At 35.0% G+C, this 14,471-nt stretch carries 10 protein-coding genes; 2 read left to right on the top strand and 8 right to left on the bottom strand.

The annotated features are described in order from the left end of the window. Positions 1–34 precede the first annotated feature (34 nt). The 3 genes from B0A65_RS07145 to B0A65_RS07135 are packed head-to-tail and all read right to left on the bottom strand — an operon-like array spanning position 35 to position 3,581. A complete protein-coding gene (locus B0A65_RS07145; RefSeq protein WP_074658611.1) occupies positions 35–2,236 on the bottom strand; it encodes a penicillin acylase family protein in 2,202 nt (733 codons plus the stop codon). 2 nt (positions 2,237–2,238) lie between these two features. Beyond that, complete coding sequence (locus B0A65_RS07140) at positions 2,239–3,102, bottom strand: cyanophycinase (RefSeq protein WP_074658609.1); 864 nt, start codon at positions 3,100–3,102, stop codon at positions 2,239–2,241. A gap of 26 nt (positions 3,103–3,128) precedes the next feature. Continuing rightward, a complete protein-coding gene (locus B0A65_RS07135; protein ID WP_026984584.1) occupies positions 3,129–3,581 on the bottom strand; it encodes an Lrp/AsnC family transcriptional regulator in 453 nt (150 codons plus the stop codon). Positions 3,582–3,797: 216 nt separating this feature from the next. Between B0A65_RS07135 and rocD the strand changes: the two genes are divergently transcribed. Both rocD and B0A65_RS07125 read left to right on the top strand, forming a co-directional pair. Continuing rightward, positions 3,798–5,051 (top strand): ornithine--oxo-acid transaminase, encoded by a 1,254-nt coding sequence (gene rocD / locus B0A65_RS07130; RefSeq protein ID WP_074658607.1) that lies wholly within the window; start codon positions 3,798–3,800, stop codon positions 5,049–5,051. Between the two features lie 244 nt (positions 5,052–5,295). After that, positions 5,296–5,748, top strand: coding sequence for a DUF1810 domain-containing protein (locus B0A65_RS07125; RefSeq protein ID WP_074658605.1), 453 nt, complete (start codon positions 5,296–5,298; stop codon positions 5,746–5,748). 120 nt (positions 5,749–5,868) lie between these two features. Here B0A65_RS07125 and B0A65_RS07120 read toward each other — a convergent pair whose 3' ends face one another. The 5 genes from B0A65_RS07120 to cysK form a co-directional block, all read right to left on the bottom strand. Next, on the bottom strand, positions 5,869–7,263 hold the full coding sequence (locus B0A65_RS07120; RefSeq protein WP_074658603.1) for a RagB/SusD family nutrient uptake outer membrane protein: 1,395 nt from the start codon (positions 7,261–7,263) through the stop codon (positions 5,869–5,871). 10 nt (positions 7,264–7,273) lie between these two features. Beyond that, the gene (locus tag B0A65_RS07115) at positions 7,274–10,273 is read right to left on the bottom strand and encodes a SusC/RagA family TonB-linked outer membrane protein (RefSeq protein WP_074658601.1); all 3,000 of its coding nucleotides are present in this window, start codon (positions 10,271–10,273) and stop codon (positions 7,274–7,276) included. Positions 10,274–10,636: 363 nt separating this feature from the next. After that, on the bottom strand, positions 10,637–12,568 hold the full coding sequence (locus B0A65_RS07110) for a family 2A encapsulin nanocompartment cargo protein cysteine desulfurase (protein ID WP_074658599.1): 1,932 nt from the start codon (positions 12,566–12,568) through the stop codon (positions 10,637–10,639). Further along, positions 12,552–13,472: a family 2A encapsulin nanocompartment shell protein gene (locus B0A65_RS07105; protein WP_074658598.1), complete on the bottom strand. Its 921-nt coding sequence runs from the start codon at positions 13,470–13,472 to the stop codon at positions 12,552–12,554. The genes B0A65_RS07110 and B0A65_RS07105 overlap by 17 nt, the downstream gene beginning before the upstream one ends. Positions 13,473–13,547: 75 nt before the next feature. Beyond that, the gene (cysK, locus tag B0A65_RS07100; protein ID WP_074658596.1) at positions 13,548–14,459 is read right to left on the bottom strand and encodes a cysteine synthase A; all 912 of its coding nucleotides are present in this window, start codon (positions 14,457–14,459) and stop codon (positions 13,548–13,550) included. Positions 14,460–14,471: the final 12 nt, after the last annotated feature.

The following is a 14,471-nucleotide window of genomic DNA, read 5'->3' as shown; positions in this document are numbered from 1 at the left end:
GGTGAGGTTATTTAACAGATATCATAAAAAGTGATTATTTACCGGGATGATAGGTTTTTTCTGCGTTTTTTTCAACCTCTTCTTTGTAGAATAAAACGTCTTTAAATTGCCCTTTTTGATACATTTCAGCCTGATCGATAAAATGTTTTGAGTTTTCATCACCGCTGTTTCCTCCTGCCAATAATGATTTTGCTTTTATTCTTGGTCCAAATTCAACAGCACAGACAAAACTGTTTCCGTTATAGCCATAGCGTTTTTTAGAATCCTTTTGGTAACTACTTTTAAAAGAAGGTAAACTTCCCCAGGATCCCGGGCCATAACCAATTGGTAAACTTGGTCTGTCATCATCATATTTTAAATCGATAGCGCCACTGGAACGCTGAAAACGATTAATTTCCCCCCAGGCCACCTGCCAGTTTCCCCATTTCGATTTTAATTCTTTTAGGACAGTTTGTAATTGGGGAATCAATTGGTCAACTCCTGCAGTTGTAGCGAATTTTTTAGTGTTTTCAACCTGATCTAATTCACCTTCATCGATATAAGCTTTTAGAATAATGGGATCTAATTTATATCCCCATTCAACTGCCAGAGTGGTTGCTACTGAATTTTCTTTGGCATAATAATCCCAGTTTTTCAAGATTGTAACTGCTTCTGATAATTCGCTATAATTAGGATAATCTGGTTTAATATTTTTTTCGAAGACATTTATCAAACTCGGAATCAAAACTTCAAAAATGGATAATTTAGAATCGTAACCGTCAGCAATTACCTTGTCTAAAGTATATTTATCGCCTTTGCTAAAGATTCGAACAGCATTTATTCCTCTGAAATTTTCTCCGTCTGGTGCCATGTAAGGCAGGTAATTTTCTCTTTTCGGACTGTTTTCTCCTGCAACGGAGTAGGGCGTAGAATTACAATTCTGAAGCCAGCCGTTTACAGGATTATATAAATGAACCGTTTCATCCACTTCGTGTAAGCCTTTCCATTGTGTTGATGAAATCGAACCATCAACTACTTTGGACCAATTCAGATTTTTATCTCTTATCGGAATAAAATTACCGTGCCAATATGCAATATTTCCTTTACTGTCGGCGTAAACCGTATTGTTGGAGGTATTGGCTTTTAAATCCATTGCTTTTTTGTAATCGTCAAAGTTTTTCGATTTTGTACGCACCCAACTCTGAATCAAACTGGTCATCGAGCGATTATTCGATTTTAAGCTGATCCATTTTCCGTCACGTTTGGCCATAATGGGACCGTTATTAGTGGAATAAGTTTTGAATTTTTTCGGAATTAATTTCCCGTTTTCTGTATAATTTATTGTGATTTCCTTTTCAATTACCGGCAAGAGCTTATTGTCGAATTCATAGAATAATTTTCCGTTTTTATTGGTGATTTTTTCTGCATACATATCGGCAACATCAACGTTTGATGAGGTATGCATCCAGCCACAATTTTCATTGAATCCCTGATAAATAAAAAATTGTCCCCAGGTTACTGCTCCGTAAACATTCAAGCCTTCTTCACTGGTAATCTGAACTTCTGGTCTGAAGTAAAAAGTAGTATGCGGATTAATGTATAAAATAGCATTTCCGTCGGCTGTTTTTGATGGTGCAAAAGCAAAACCGTTAGACCCGGTCTGAACATATTTTTCTCGTTCTACATAAGCCACTTTATCATTATTTCCCGAATAAAAAGCTTTTAATTCTGCTGTAGAAAGATCTGCAGTACTTATCGCGCCAATACTTCCGTCTGTCCAAAGCAATGGAAACCAAGGTTCAAAATGCGTTAAGATTGCCGGTTTTACTTCCGGATGTTTATACAGATAAAAGTTAATAGCATCTGCATAACTGTCCAATAATTTTTTAAGCCATGATGGTGCTTTTTTATAGTCGGCTTTGGCATCCTCAACATCAATCAGAAGTTTAATTTCTAAATCATTATATAAAACGGCTTGTCCTTTAATTTCTGAAAGTCGGCCTAATTTTTCAATATAATTCATTTCGATTCTTTTAAAATCGTCCTCACATTGCGCATAAAGCAATCCGAAAACAGCATCAGCATCCGTTTTTCCATAAATGTGTGGAATACCCCAATTGTCCCGAATTATGGTTGTTTGCTGTGCTAGTTTCTCTAAACGATTAACTTCTTTTGAACTTATTTTTTGTGCCGAAATCTGAAAACTGATGCAGCCAATTAAAAAAGTAAATTTTATTATTTTTAAAGAATGAAACATGCTTATTTGATATTAAATTTTTGTCCTGCGGTATAAATGCTCATTTCCAGTTTTTCAATAGAAATTAGGTTGTTTTTTTTAGATTTTAAAATTCCTTTAGGATTTTTAACGACAATGACTTCGCTTTCTCCAGCGACTTCAACCTGATTGTTTCGAACAATAATTGCGGTTGCTTCATCAATTCCGATTCCGGTTAAAGTAGGAAATTCAACCAAAGCAGAAAGTAAACGATTGTAACGATTTCTCTTTAAAAAATGCTGATCAATCACAGCTGTTTTCAATAATCCCAATCCTTCGGAAGTTTCTAAATTATCATATCGGATATTGTCAAAAGTACCGGAATACTCTTTTTGCAGTTTCTGGTTTCCGGTAATCATTTTTTCAGACATTACAGCTGCTCCGGCGCTTGTTCCGGAAATTGTGCTTCCGTTTTCATAGGCTTTTTGAATGGCGGTTTTGATTGGTGTATTTTGAACCACATTCATAAAACGACTTTGATCACCACCGCTTATAAAAATCAGTTTTGCTTTTTGAACCGAATCGGTAAGGACTTTATTTTGAGAAGTTTCTTTGTTGAAATTCAACATCACAATTGGGTTTTGAGTAAGCTTTACCATTTGAGTTTTAAAGAAAATAAACGAACTGTCTGGTTCTTCACTCGACATAGGTAAAACCACGATATAATCTTTTTTTCCTAATTCGGCTACAGCCAAAACCTGTTTCATTAAAGCGTCAGAACGATCTCCGCCGCCAATAATAAATAGTTTTCCTTTTGGAGTTTGCGCATGGAGAAAATTAAAAATGAAAAAAAACAGCAATGCAATAAATTGATTCGACGAAAACCTAAAAGGAAATTTATTTTTCATGGATTGAAACGATTAAGTAGATTATCTTATAATGTGATATTTCGTTTAAAAGCACAACCTAATTCGATAATGGAATCCGTTTTCGCAATGCCCGGAATACTATCAATTTTCTCGTATAGAATTCGGCGCATGTGTTCGTGATTCTTCGCAATAATTTTGATGTAAAGAGTAAAAGAACCCGTTACATAATAACATTCTGTGATTTCGGGAATATCTTTTAACGCTTCGATAATTCGATCTGAATCAGAATCTTTATTCAATGTTATTCCGGTAAAAGAAGCCCAGTCGTATCCAATCTTTTTTTCTTGTATAATTGGTTTTATTCCGCCAATTACTCCTTGTTCTATCATTCTGTTGATACGCTGATGCACCATCGTGTTTGATATTTTCAAATTAGCAGCAATTGCAGAAAAAGCCATTCTTCCGTCTTTTTCCAATTCCTTAATTATATTGATATCAAATTCGTCTAATGTTTCCATTCTTTTAAATTGAGTTTACTTTTAACATTCATAAAAGTAATTATTTTTTTTAATAAAAGGTTCTCAAATTGAATTTATGATAAAATCATATTTTACTTTTTAAAGTATAAATTTATATGTTTTGACTTATTTGATTAAAATTAAAGTCAAATATTGATTTTAAATAGCTTAAATTAATATTTTTAAATACTTTTGTAGCTCTAAAAAAGAAAGATCATGATTCATACTGAAAATACCCTTTCGTCAAAATCAGAAATTTTGATTGAAAAAGAAAATAAATACGGCGCTCATAATTATCATCCGCTTCCGGTTGTGCTGGAAAGAGGAGAAGGTGTATATGTTTGGGATGTTGACGGGAAGAAATATTATGATTTTTTATCGGCTTATTCTGCGGTAAATCAAGGGCATTGTCATCCTAAAATTGTGAAAGCAATGGTGGATCAGGCTCAAAAATTAACTTTAACTTCTCGTGCTTTTTATAACGATCAATTAGGAAATTACGAAGAATATGTAACGAAGTATTTTGGTTTTGATAAAGTACTGCCAATGAATACAGGTGCTGAAGCAGTTGAAACGGCATTGAAAGTTTGTAGAAAATGGGCATATGAAGTAAAAGGAATTCCCGAAAATCAAGCGCAGGTTATTGTGTGTGAGAATAATTTCCATGGAAGAACGACTACTATTATTTCTTTTTCTAATGATGAAACTGCCCGTAAAAACTTTGGCCCGTTTACAGATGGATTTATAAAAATTGAATATGATAATCTTGAAGCTCTTGAAAAAGCTTTAGAAGCATCAAAAAATATTGCCGGATTTTTGGTTGAACCCATTCAGGGAGAAGCTGGAGTTTATGTACCTTCTGAAGGTTATTTGGCGAAAGCAAAAGCTTTATGCGAGAAACACAATGTTTTGTTTATTGCTGATGAAGTTCAGACTGGAATTGCCCGTACCGGAAAATTATTAGCCGTTCATCACGAAAATGTACAACCTGATATTTTGATTTTAGGAAAAGCAATTTCTGGCGGAGTTTATCCGGTTTCTGCTGTTTTGTGTAACAACGAAATTATGAATGTGATTAAACCGGGGCAACACGGTTCTACTTTTGGAGGAAATCCTGTTGCAGCTGCTGTTGCAATTGCAGCTCTGGAAGTGATCAGAGAGGAAAAACTAGCTGAAAATGCAGAGCGTTTAGGAATTATTTTAAGAAAAGGATTAAACGAAATTGCGGAAAGAAATAACTTGATTACACTGGTTCGCGGAAAAGGTTTATTAAATGCGATCGTAATCAATTGTGGAGAAGATTCTGATTTAGCCTGGGAAATTTGCCTGAGATTCAGAGACAACGGATTATTGGCAAAACCTACTCACGGAAATAAAATCAGATTGGCACCGCCATTGGTAATGACAGAAACTCAAGTTCAGGAATGTCTTGAAATTATTGAGAAATCGTTGAATGATTTTAGAGATTAAGTTTTCTTTTCAATAAAATAAACAAAGGCTGCAGGACTTTCTTGCAGCTTTTTTGTTTTGTAATAGTGTGGAATTATGTAACAAACGAAAATAATTATATAATTTTTTAAATCATGATGAGAAGTAGTTTTGGATGTCTTCAAAAAGAAACAATTAAGCATAAAAACGTTTTCTTATTTCATTTCAATCTGGAGACTATTAAACAAACCAAAAACGGAATTATAAACTTAAATTCAATTTCAAAATGGCTTACTCAAATACTGATATCACTCGTTTTTTAGATGCGCAAAATAAACTTTATCTTACTGCACTTTCTGAAATTAGAAATGGAAAAAAGGAAAGTCATTGGATGTGGTTTATTTTTCCTCAAATAAAAGGATTAGGAAAAAGTACTATTGCTAAATATTATGCACTTGCAGATCTTCATGAAGCAGAAGAGTTTCTTAATCATCCTGTTTTGCTAAAACATTTAATTGAAATTTCACAACTTTTGCTGACTTATAAAACAAAATCGATCGAAGCGATTTTGGGAGAATTGGATGCAAGAAAATTACGTTCGTCAATGACGCTGTTTTCTCAGGTCGAAAATGCTAATCCGATATTTCAGGAAATAATAGATACTTTTTTCTCCGGCTATTCAGATCCTTTAACTTTATCAATGATTGCAGCCAATACAGAAATTGCGATGGCTTCTTAAGATTTAACTGCTATAAAATAAAATAGATTTTATATTAATTTTCAATCTTATTTATAAAATCATATAAAAAAATCATCCCGCCAAAGCAGGATGATTTTTTACATTTATGAAAGTTTCAACTTAGCTACTGTAACCTGGATTTTGGGTAATTTTTTTGTTCGCATCAGTTTCGCTCAATGGTATTGGGAAAACCAATTCGTCTGCATCGTAAAGAAGCAAATCAGAACCATCACCATCAGAACTAATATCTATAGAACGTTTTGTTCTGCGGATATCATGAATTAAAAATCCTTCCATTCCTAATTCTAATTCGCGTTCCAATAAAATATCATCAATGGTTACTGCAGCTAAATTATCAGCTTTAGCTCTTGATCTGATGATGTTGATATCATCAAGAGGCGTATTTCCTAATGTTGTTCCAGTTCTAAGATTGGATTCTGCTCTTATTAAATACATTTCGGCTAAACGGATAATTCCAACATTTGCAAATTGATCTGTAAATTTTGAAGTTAAAAGCCTTCCGTTATCATCATTTACATAGTTGAATGTTGCTCTGTCATCAGGATCACTAAATTTTTCCAAATAAGCATCTCTAATAGTAAAATCGCCACCACGGCCTCCATTGCCTTCAGAGGCGTAAAAAGTTACAGCGTCATTTAAACCTGTTTGTTTTGTAATCTGAATAGCAAAAACATCTTCTTCTTTATCTGTTTCGTGATTAAAAGCACCAGCATAGGTTTGAGATAGCGAATGTCCGCTGTTTTCAATTACATCATTTGCTGCGTCTCTTGCCCCGGCATAATTTCCTTGTTGCAAATATACTCGTGCCAGCAAAGCTCTTGCAGCATATTTATCAGCATAAAAACTGTTTTCTTCAGGAAGATTAGTGTAGGCTAAATTTAATCCGTCAATAATTACCTTATATACTTCATCAACAGTACTTCTTTCTTTAGAAAGATCAACATTAAAATCAGAAATAGCTGTGGGTCTGATCACAACTCCCAATTGGCTATTGGCTTTTCCGCTTACGTAGGGTTTTGCAAAAAAGCGAACCAGATCAAAATAAGCCAATGATCTTAAAAAGTTAGCTTCACCAATCATTCGGGCTTTTTTATCCGAATCTTTAACTTTGTTTATATTTTCGATAACCGTATTTGAGGCATTAATTATCTCATAACATCTTGCGTAACTTCCTTCAATAATTACATTGCTAGATAACATCGATTTAATATACATTTGTCTTAGCTCTCCAAAAGTACCTCTCCATCTTAAATCGGTAGTGCTTAATACACCGCTTACACCTAACAGATCGGCATAAAGTAAAATCCTTCCTCCATAAGCATTACCATTGGCAGCCAGGGCATAAGCTCCCGTAAGAACATTTGTAACCCCACTTTCAGTACTTAAAGTTACAGATGCGTCTTCTCTTTGCTTAGGTTCTATGTTTAATTCGTTTTCACAACTTGCAAAAAAGACTGCGAAAATTATAAATAAGATTAATTTATTTGCTTTCATCTTGTTGTTTTTAAAAATTAATATTTACTCCCATTGCAAAGGTTTTTGCGGGTGGTGCAGAGTAAAAATCTTCTCCGACACGTGGACTGGTTTTGCTAATGTCATCTCTTCTTGCTTCAGGATCTGTCCCTTCATAACCTGTAAAAGTAAGTAAGTTAACGGCTGTAATATATACTCTTAAACTGCTCATTCCTGCTTTATTTACAGTTTCTTTAGGTAATGAATATCCAAAAGTTAAGTTTCTTAAACGTACAAAATCAGACTTGTCTAAATAACGCGTTGATTCCTGAGTTCCATTTGATCCCAGATATCTTGCCTGCGGAACATTGGTAATATCACCAGGATTTTGCCAACGATTTAACTGGTCCAAAGTTTGGTTGTCAAAATAATCTGCAGCAGTAGATTGGTATAAACCTGCTGAATTATAAATACTCGCGCCCCATTCTCCCTGAAAAGTAAAGGTGAAGTCAAAACCTTTGTAGGTCATGGTATTTGTTAAACCAGACATTAAAGTTGGGAAAGGATTACCGGCAACAATTCTTTTAGCTTCACTATAATCGTTCGTCGTACTTTTGTCAATACTTCCGTCTGTATTTTTTGTGTTTTTTACAAAAAGTGCATCTCCGTTCGCAGGATCAACTCCGGCATATTCTACTAGATAAAAGGAAGAAATATTTTCTCCCGTTCTGTTAATAGTATAATCAGAGATAATATCTGTATTGTCGTTTGGCAGTGATTTTACTTTTGATTGATTCGTTGTAACGTTGATACTGGTATTCCATCTGAAATCTTGTGTTTCAATATTTTTTGTGTTTAAAGTAAACTCAAAACCATTACTTCTGATTTTTCCGATGTTTTTATTTATATAAGAAGCACCTGAACTTAAAGGCAAAGGCACTTCAAAAAGTAACCCGTCTGTGTCTTTTTGATAATAATCTGCTTCAAAAGTGATTTTGTTTAAAAAGCCAACTTCTACACCAAAATCTGTCTGAGTTGATTTTTCCCAGGTTAAATCATTGTTTCCAGCCTGATCAAACGTAAGACCCGATTTTAAGTTGTAGGGATTTGGTTTGTATAATTGACGAGAAGCGAAATTTCCTATTTCAGCATTTCCTAATTTACCCCAGCTTCCTTTTAATTTTAAATAAGTCAAAACAGTATTATCTTTCAGAAAACTTTCCTCAGACATTACCCAACCTGCAGAAAATGCAGGGAAAATTCCAAATCTTTCATTTTTTCCAAAACGAGAAGAACCATCTCGACGAACACTGGCCTTAAAAAGATATTTGCCCGCATAAGAGTAATTTAATCTTCCGAATTGCGAAACGAAAGCATAATCTGTTTCACTGCCGTGTCCTTCGTTAACTTCCGCACCGCCATCTACAGTATGAAAATCATCATTTGGAAAATAAATACTATTTACATCCTGGTATCTTCTGTTGTATTTGTTGAATTCCATACCGGCAACAACATTTAAAACGTGCTTTTCAGCAAATGTTTTATCGTAAGTAAAATAATTACTAAAAACATAATTTTCAGTATTTACGGAAGTAGCAAAAACGGCTCCGTCAGTTGCCATGAATGGTGCATCTTTGCCTTGCCAGTAATCTTCGGTTTGCGTTAAAAGATCATAGGAGAAATCAGAATTGAATTTTAAACCATTTACAATTTTTAGTTCTCCAAAAACTTTTCCGGTAACTCTGCGCATTATTGTTTTCCACGAAGTATTGTCTTTGGCTAATAAGTAGTTAACATATTCTGTATTCGGGTTTGGCGATCCATCTTCTAATCGGGCTTTCGAAATTGGAGCCTGAGCTACAGATTGCAAAGGAGTAGAGAAGGAGTTATCATCCTGAACCCTGTTGATTACCGATCTTGAAAAACCAATGTTCATGCCGGCAGTAAAACGATCAGAAACCTTGTGAGATACATTAGATCTTGCCGTAATTCTTTCCAGATCATTACTGTCAACGATTCCCGTTGTATTATTATAGGCACCTGAAAAAAAGTATTTTGTTTTTTCATCTCCACCAGAAACAGAGAAATCAGCATCAGTTGTATAACCGGTTCTTAGTGCGATATCTTGCCAGTTTGTGTCAATTTCTCCATTTCTCCAGTCGGTTCCCTGAGAAAGATATTCTAATTCATCTTCAACAGATTCTAAATCGTCGACATTTCTACCTGCTTCCTGTAGCAACTCAACATATTGTTTTGCATTTAGCCATTTCTTTTTATGAGTAGCTTCGCTAACACCTTGCGAAAAGTTGATCGAGAAATTTCCTTTACCTTCTTTTCCTTTTTTGGTCGTAATTATTACAACTCCATTAGCTCCACGCGCTCCATAAATGGCAGCAGAAGAAGCATCTTTAAGTACATCGATTGATTCTATTTCGTTAGGACTTAAAGTTAATAATGGATTGGTTGGTGAACCATTGCTGGATTCGTTGTCATTAATAAGCGGAATTCCGTCTAAAACATAAAGAGGCTGCGTTCCGGCACTTATACTCGCCGCACCACGAACTCTAATGTTTATTCCTCCCTCAACTTTACCATTTGTTTGTGTAATTTGAACTCCTGCCAGTTTACCTACTAATGCATTTTGTAAGTTTGAAACTGGTATTTGCTGGATATCTTTTGCTGTTACACGAGCAATATTATCGGTTAAATTCTTTTTTGATTGTGTACCGTAACCTACAACAAGTACGGCCTCTAATTCATTTTGTGTTTCAACTAATTCAATTGTCATATTGTTAGAAGCCTGCACATTTATAGTAGCAAAACTCACGTAACTAACAGTTAAAATATCACCTTTTTTCGCGGCAATTTTAAAATTACCATCAAAATCGGTTTGTGTACTTGCACTGGTTCCTTTCAGAATAATATTTACTCCCGGAATTGGAACCCCTTTTTTATCAATAACCTTACCGGTAATATATCCTTCCTGAGCGGCTGCTATCTGTGCAAATAGTATCAATACGAACCATAAAAAATGCTTTAACTTAATTTTCATTTTTCAAATGTTTAGGATTAGTTTTCCCAAATATCTTAAATATATGTTAATTAAAACATCTTTATTAACATTAAATATAACATTTTAATTTATTTTTGTATTATTTATAACTTTACACCTTTGTAAAACCCTTTTTTTGAAAAAAATAGCCAATAAATTATTGAATATTTAACTTGTGATTTGTAAAATCTATTTAATATTTATTAATTAACATATTATATGTGATAATTATTGCTTTTTTTAAAATGCATAATAGATTGTTTGATTTTGTTCTTTATTTTAATAAAAAAGCGATTGTTTATAAAACAATCGCTTTTTGTTATAATTACTTAAAATATCAAAAAAAGTAATTATGTTTTTAATCTAAAATCGGACCTTTTTAAGTTCCCATAAAGTTTTTATAAAAGTATCTACATCCTGAGTTGTGTTGTAAAAAGCCAGCGAAGGGCGAACTGTAGTTTCAACTCCCATTCGGCGTAAAATTGGCTGCGCACAATGATGGCCAGTTCTCACAGCAACTCCTTCTTTGTTTAGAGCCTGTCCAACCTGATCGTTTGAATATCCTTGTAAATTAAAAGATAACACACTTGCTTTGTCTTTTGCAGTGCCTATTAATCGTACACCTGGAATTTCCTTTAATAACCGGGTAGCATAGTCTAACAAATAATGTTCGTACTGACCAATGGTATCTATCCCAATTTTGGTTACATAATCGATTGCGGCTCCAAGACCAATTGCATCGGCAATATTTCCTGTTCCGGCTTCAAAACGATTGGGTGCTTTATGGTATTTTATTTCCTCAAAAGTCACATCCTGAATCATATTACCACCAGCTTGATACGGCTGCATTTCGTTCAATAATTCTTCTTTGCCATATAATGCCCCAATTCCGGTTGGACCAAACAATTTATGACCTGAAAAAACAAGCCAATCCGGATTTAAATCCTGAACATCAACTTTCATATGCGAAACTGATTGCGCGCCGTCTATTAAAACTTTTGCTCCGGCAGCATGCGCCATTTCAACTATTTTTTTGGCTGGAGTTACGGTTCCAAGAGCATTCGAAACCTGAGTAAAAGCAACCAAACGTGTTTTTGAATTCAGTAGTTTTGCGTATTCATCCAATAAAATCTGACCGTCATCGTCTACCGGAATTACTCTGAGTTTCAAACCTTTTTTATCGGCCAGTCTTTTCCACGGAACAATATTCGCATGATGTTCCAGATTACTAACGATAATTTCATCTCCGGCGACCAAATTAGGATCGCCCCAGCTTTGCGCCACAAGATTAATTCCTTCTGTTGCACCACGAACAAAGACAATTTCATTTACTGAACCGGCATTTAAAAACGTTTTTACTTTTTCGCGGGCAGCTTCATAAGCATCAGATGCCCGGGCAGCTAACTCATGTGCCGCACGATGAATATTCGAATTTTCGTGTTCATAAAAATAAGCGATACGATCAATAACAGCTTGCGGTTTTTGAGTTGTTGCGGCATTATCAAACCAAACTAGCGGTTTTCCATTTACAGTTTCACGCAGAATTGGGAAATCTTTTTTGATTAATTCTGCATTAAAATTGTTCCCTGTAATACCGCCAAATTCTTTTAATCCAAAAGTATTTCCAATAATTGCATTTGTGTTTTTTTGATCAAAAGCAAATGGATTCTGATCTAAAAAATAGTATGAATTTGGGCTTTCACTTCCGCCTGACGAAAAATCAACACGTTTTCTGAATTGCGTATCAACCATTTCGAGAGCCAATTTTAATTCTGCCTCAAAAGAAGAATTTTCAGTTTGGAATGGTAAATATTGATTATTCAACAGTAATGACGAAAAAAACGATTCTTCATTAATTTGTGATGCACCTTCATTTTTCAAATTAATATCATTAAATCCAGTTTGTGGATTATTGATATTTAAAGCATTATTTTCAGGAACTCCCGATGAAGGAATACCATATTGAGGATCAAAACCTGCGCCTGCATTCGGATACAATGCAGAAGCACTCGAACTTTGATTAGCAATAGTTGGAGAGGCTCCAAAACCACTAAATGAAGTTGGAAAAGGCTGTACATGTAACGGACTTTGCGTTGGAAATGGTGCAATGATATTGGCACCACCTGCATGCAAAAGTGTTTCTGCAATTTTTGTCGCACGAGGATGTTCGGCTCTATCCGGACTCAACGAAATTTCTTTCGGAAATTCATTGGGTAAAGTTTGGAACAACTCATTGGCTAAATTTTGCAAATCGTCAATGTTTGGTAATCCGTTTTCGTTAGTATTTATACTCATGATACTTTCCTATTTCTACATCTTCTAAAACAGCAATTGCATCATCAACCAAAATGGCTAAAGAGCAATAAAGAGATACTAAATACGAAGCAATGGCTCTTTCATTGATGCCCATAAAACGAACAGATAGTCCAGGTGATTGTTCCCCCTGTAAACCAGGCTGAATTAATCCGATAACACCCTGACGGCTTTCTCCGGTTCTCAACAAAATAATTTTCGATTTTCCGTTTTTAATAGGTAATTTATCTGAAGGTATAAGAGGAATTCCTCTCCAGGTTAAAAATTGTGATCCAAACAAAGAGGTAGTAGGAGGGGGAACGCCACGACGTGTACATTCACGACCAAAAGCAGCAATCGCTAACGGGTGAAGTAAGAAGAATCCAGGTTCTTTCCACACTTTTGTAAGCAACTCATCTAAATCGTCCGGAGTTGGTGCGCCAGTTCGCGTTTTTATTATTTGAGAAGGCGCAACGTTGCTTAATAATCCATAATCTTTATTATTGATTAATTCACTTTCCTGACGTTCTTTGATCGTTTCGATAGCCAAACGAAGCTGTTCTGAAATTTGATTGTATGGCTTACTATACAAGTCCGAAACACGGGTGTGAACTTCAACAATAGTTTGCACGGCTGCTAAATTATACTCTCTTGGATTCTCGATATAATCGACAAAAGTATTGGGTAAAACCCTTTCGTCTCGTGCAGAACAATCTACTTCGATATGACTTCCGTCTTTTACTTTATTCAGACGAAATACGCCAGATTCTACAGGTGTCCAATGCAATAAATGCGTTAACCAACGTGGAGAAATAGTTCCGATTTGAGGGACTGTACGGGTTGCAATTGCTAACTGTCTTGCTGCAACATCGCCTAATGCGGTCTGTTGTTGTTTAGATTCTGCCATTTTGTTTTTGGTTTTTTTTTAATTAATAATTTATTCTTTTTGGATACCTTAAAGTTATTGATAAAATTTAAAAATCTAGTCAAATAGTTCATCTATAGATAGATATCTTTCTCCTGTGTCATAATTAAAAGTGAGAATCACGGCATTTTCCGGGATATCTTTTAATTTTTTTGCGATTGCAGAAAGTGCTGCACCGGTTGAAATGCCTGCAAATATGCCTTCTTCTTTTGCAATTCTTTTAGTGAACGTGTACGATTCATTCTTATCAACTGTTATGATTTGATCGACATATTCACGATTGAAAACTTCGGGAATAAAGCCAGCACCAATTCCCTGAAAGGGATGTGGTGCTGGTAAACCCCCGCTTAAAACCGGAGATAATGCGGGTTCAACCGCAAAGGTTTTTAGATTTGGAAAATGTTGTTTTAGAATTTTTGATACACCGGTAATATGGCCTCCGGTTCCAACGCCGGTAATCAGATAATCGATTCCGTCGGGGAAATCGGCGAGAATTTCCAGCGCCGTTGTTTTTTCATGAATTTCTACATTCGCTTTATTGGTAAACTGCGATGGTAAAAATGAATTTTTAATCGTTGCTGCTAGTTCTTTTGCTCTTTCTACTGCTCCCGAAGTTCCTTTTTCACGAGGCGTTAAAATAAATTCGGCGCCATACGCATTCAGAATTCTTCTGCGTTCAACACTCATCGATTCTGGCATAACCACAATAACTTTGTAGCCTTTAACTGCCGCAACTAATGAAAGTCCGATTCCGGTATTTCCCGAAGTTGGCTCTATAATAGTGGTTTCTTCATTTATCAGCCCTTTTTTTTCTGCATCTTCAATCATAGCCAATGCAATTCGGTCTTTTATACTGGATCCCGGATTTGATTTTTCAAGTTTAATCCAAACTTCGTGCGATTTAAAAAGTTTATTTAATCTTATATGAGGCGTGTTTCCAATCGTCTCTAAAATGTTTTGATATTTCATTGGTTTTGGTGT

Origin of the sequence: Flavobacterium frigidimaris (genome assembly GCF_002217275.1) — a bacterium.
GTDB classification, from domain to species: Bacteria; Bacteroidota; Bacteroidia; order Flavobacteriales; family Flavobacteriaceae; genus Flavobacterium; species Flavobacterium aquidurense.
The sequence above is the reverse complement of the archived record's forward strand: the minus strand, read 5'-3'. Positions and strand labels throughout refer to the sequence as shown.

Bases quoted from the DNA above. Each gene is read 5' to 3' on its own strand.
- rocD (WP_074658607.1), top strand. From the start codon at position 3,798: ATGATTCATACTGAAAATACCCTTTCGTCAAAATCAGAAATTTTGATT.
- B0A65_RS07125 (WP_074658605.1), top strand. From the start codon at position 5,296: ATGGCTTACTCAAATACTGATATCACTCGTTTTTTAGATGCGCAAAAT.
- B0A65_RS07135 (WP_026984584.1), bottom strand. From the start codon at position 3,581: ATGGAAACATTAGACGAATTTGATATCAATATAATTAAGGAATTGGAA.
- B0A65_RS07115 (WP_074658601.1), bottom strand. From the start codon at position 10,273: ATGAAAATTAAGTTAAAGCATTTTTTATGGTTCGTATTGATACTATTT.
- B0A65_RS07140 (WP_074658609.1), bottom strand. From the start codon at position 3,102: ATGAAAAATAAATTTCCTTTTAGGTTTTCGTCGAATCAATTTATTGCA.
- cysK (WP_074658596.1), bottom strand. From the start codon at position 14,459: ATGAAATATCAAAACATTTTAGAGACGATTGGAAACACGCCTCATATA.
- B0A65_RS07110 (WP_074658599.1), bottom strand. From the start codon at position 12,568: ATGAGTATAAATACTAACGAAAACGGATTACCAAACATTGACGATTTG.
- B0A65_RS07145 (WP_074658611.1), bottom strand. From the start codon at position 2,236: ATGTTTCATTCTTTAAAAATAATAAAATTTACTTTTTTAATTGGCTGC.
- B0A65_RS07105 (WP_074658598.1), bottom strand. From the start codon at position 13,472: ATGGCAGAATCTAAACAACAACAGACCGCATTAGGCGATGTTGCAGCA.
- B0A65_RS07120 (WP_074658603.1), bottom strand. From the start codon at position 7,263: ATGAAAGCAAATAAATTAATCTTATTTATAATTTTCGCAGTCTTTTTT.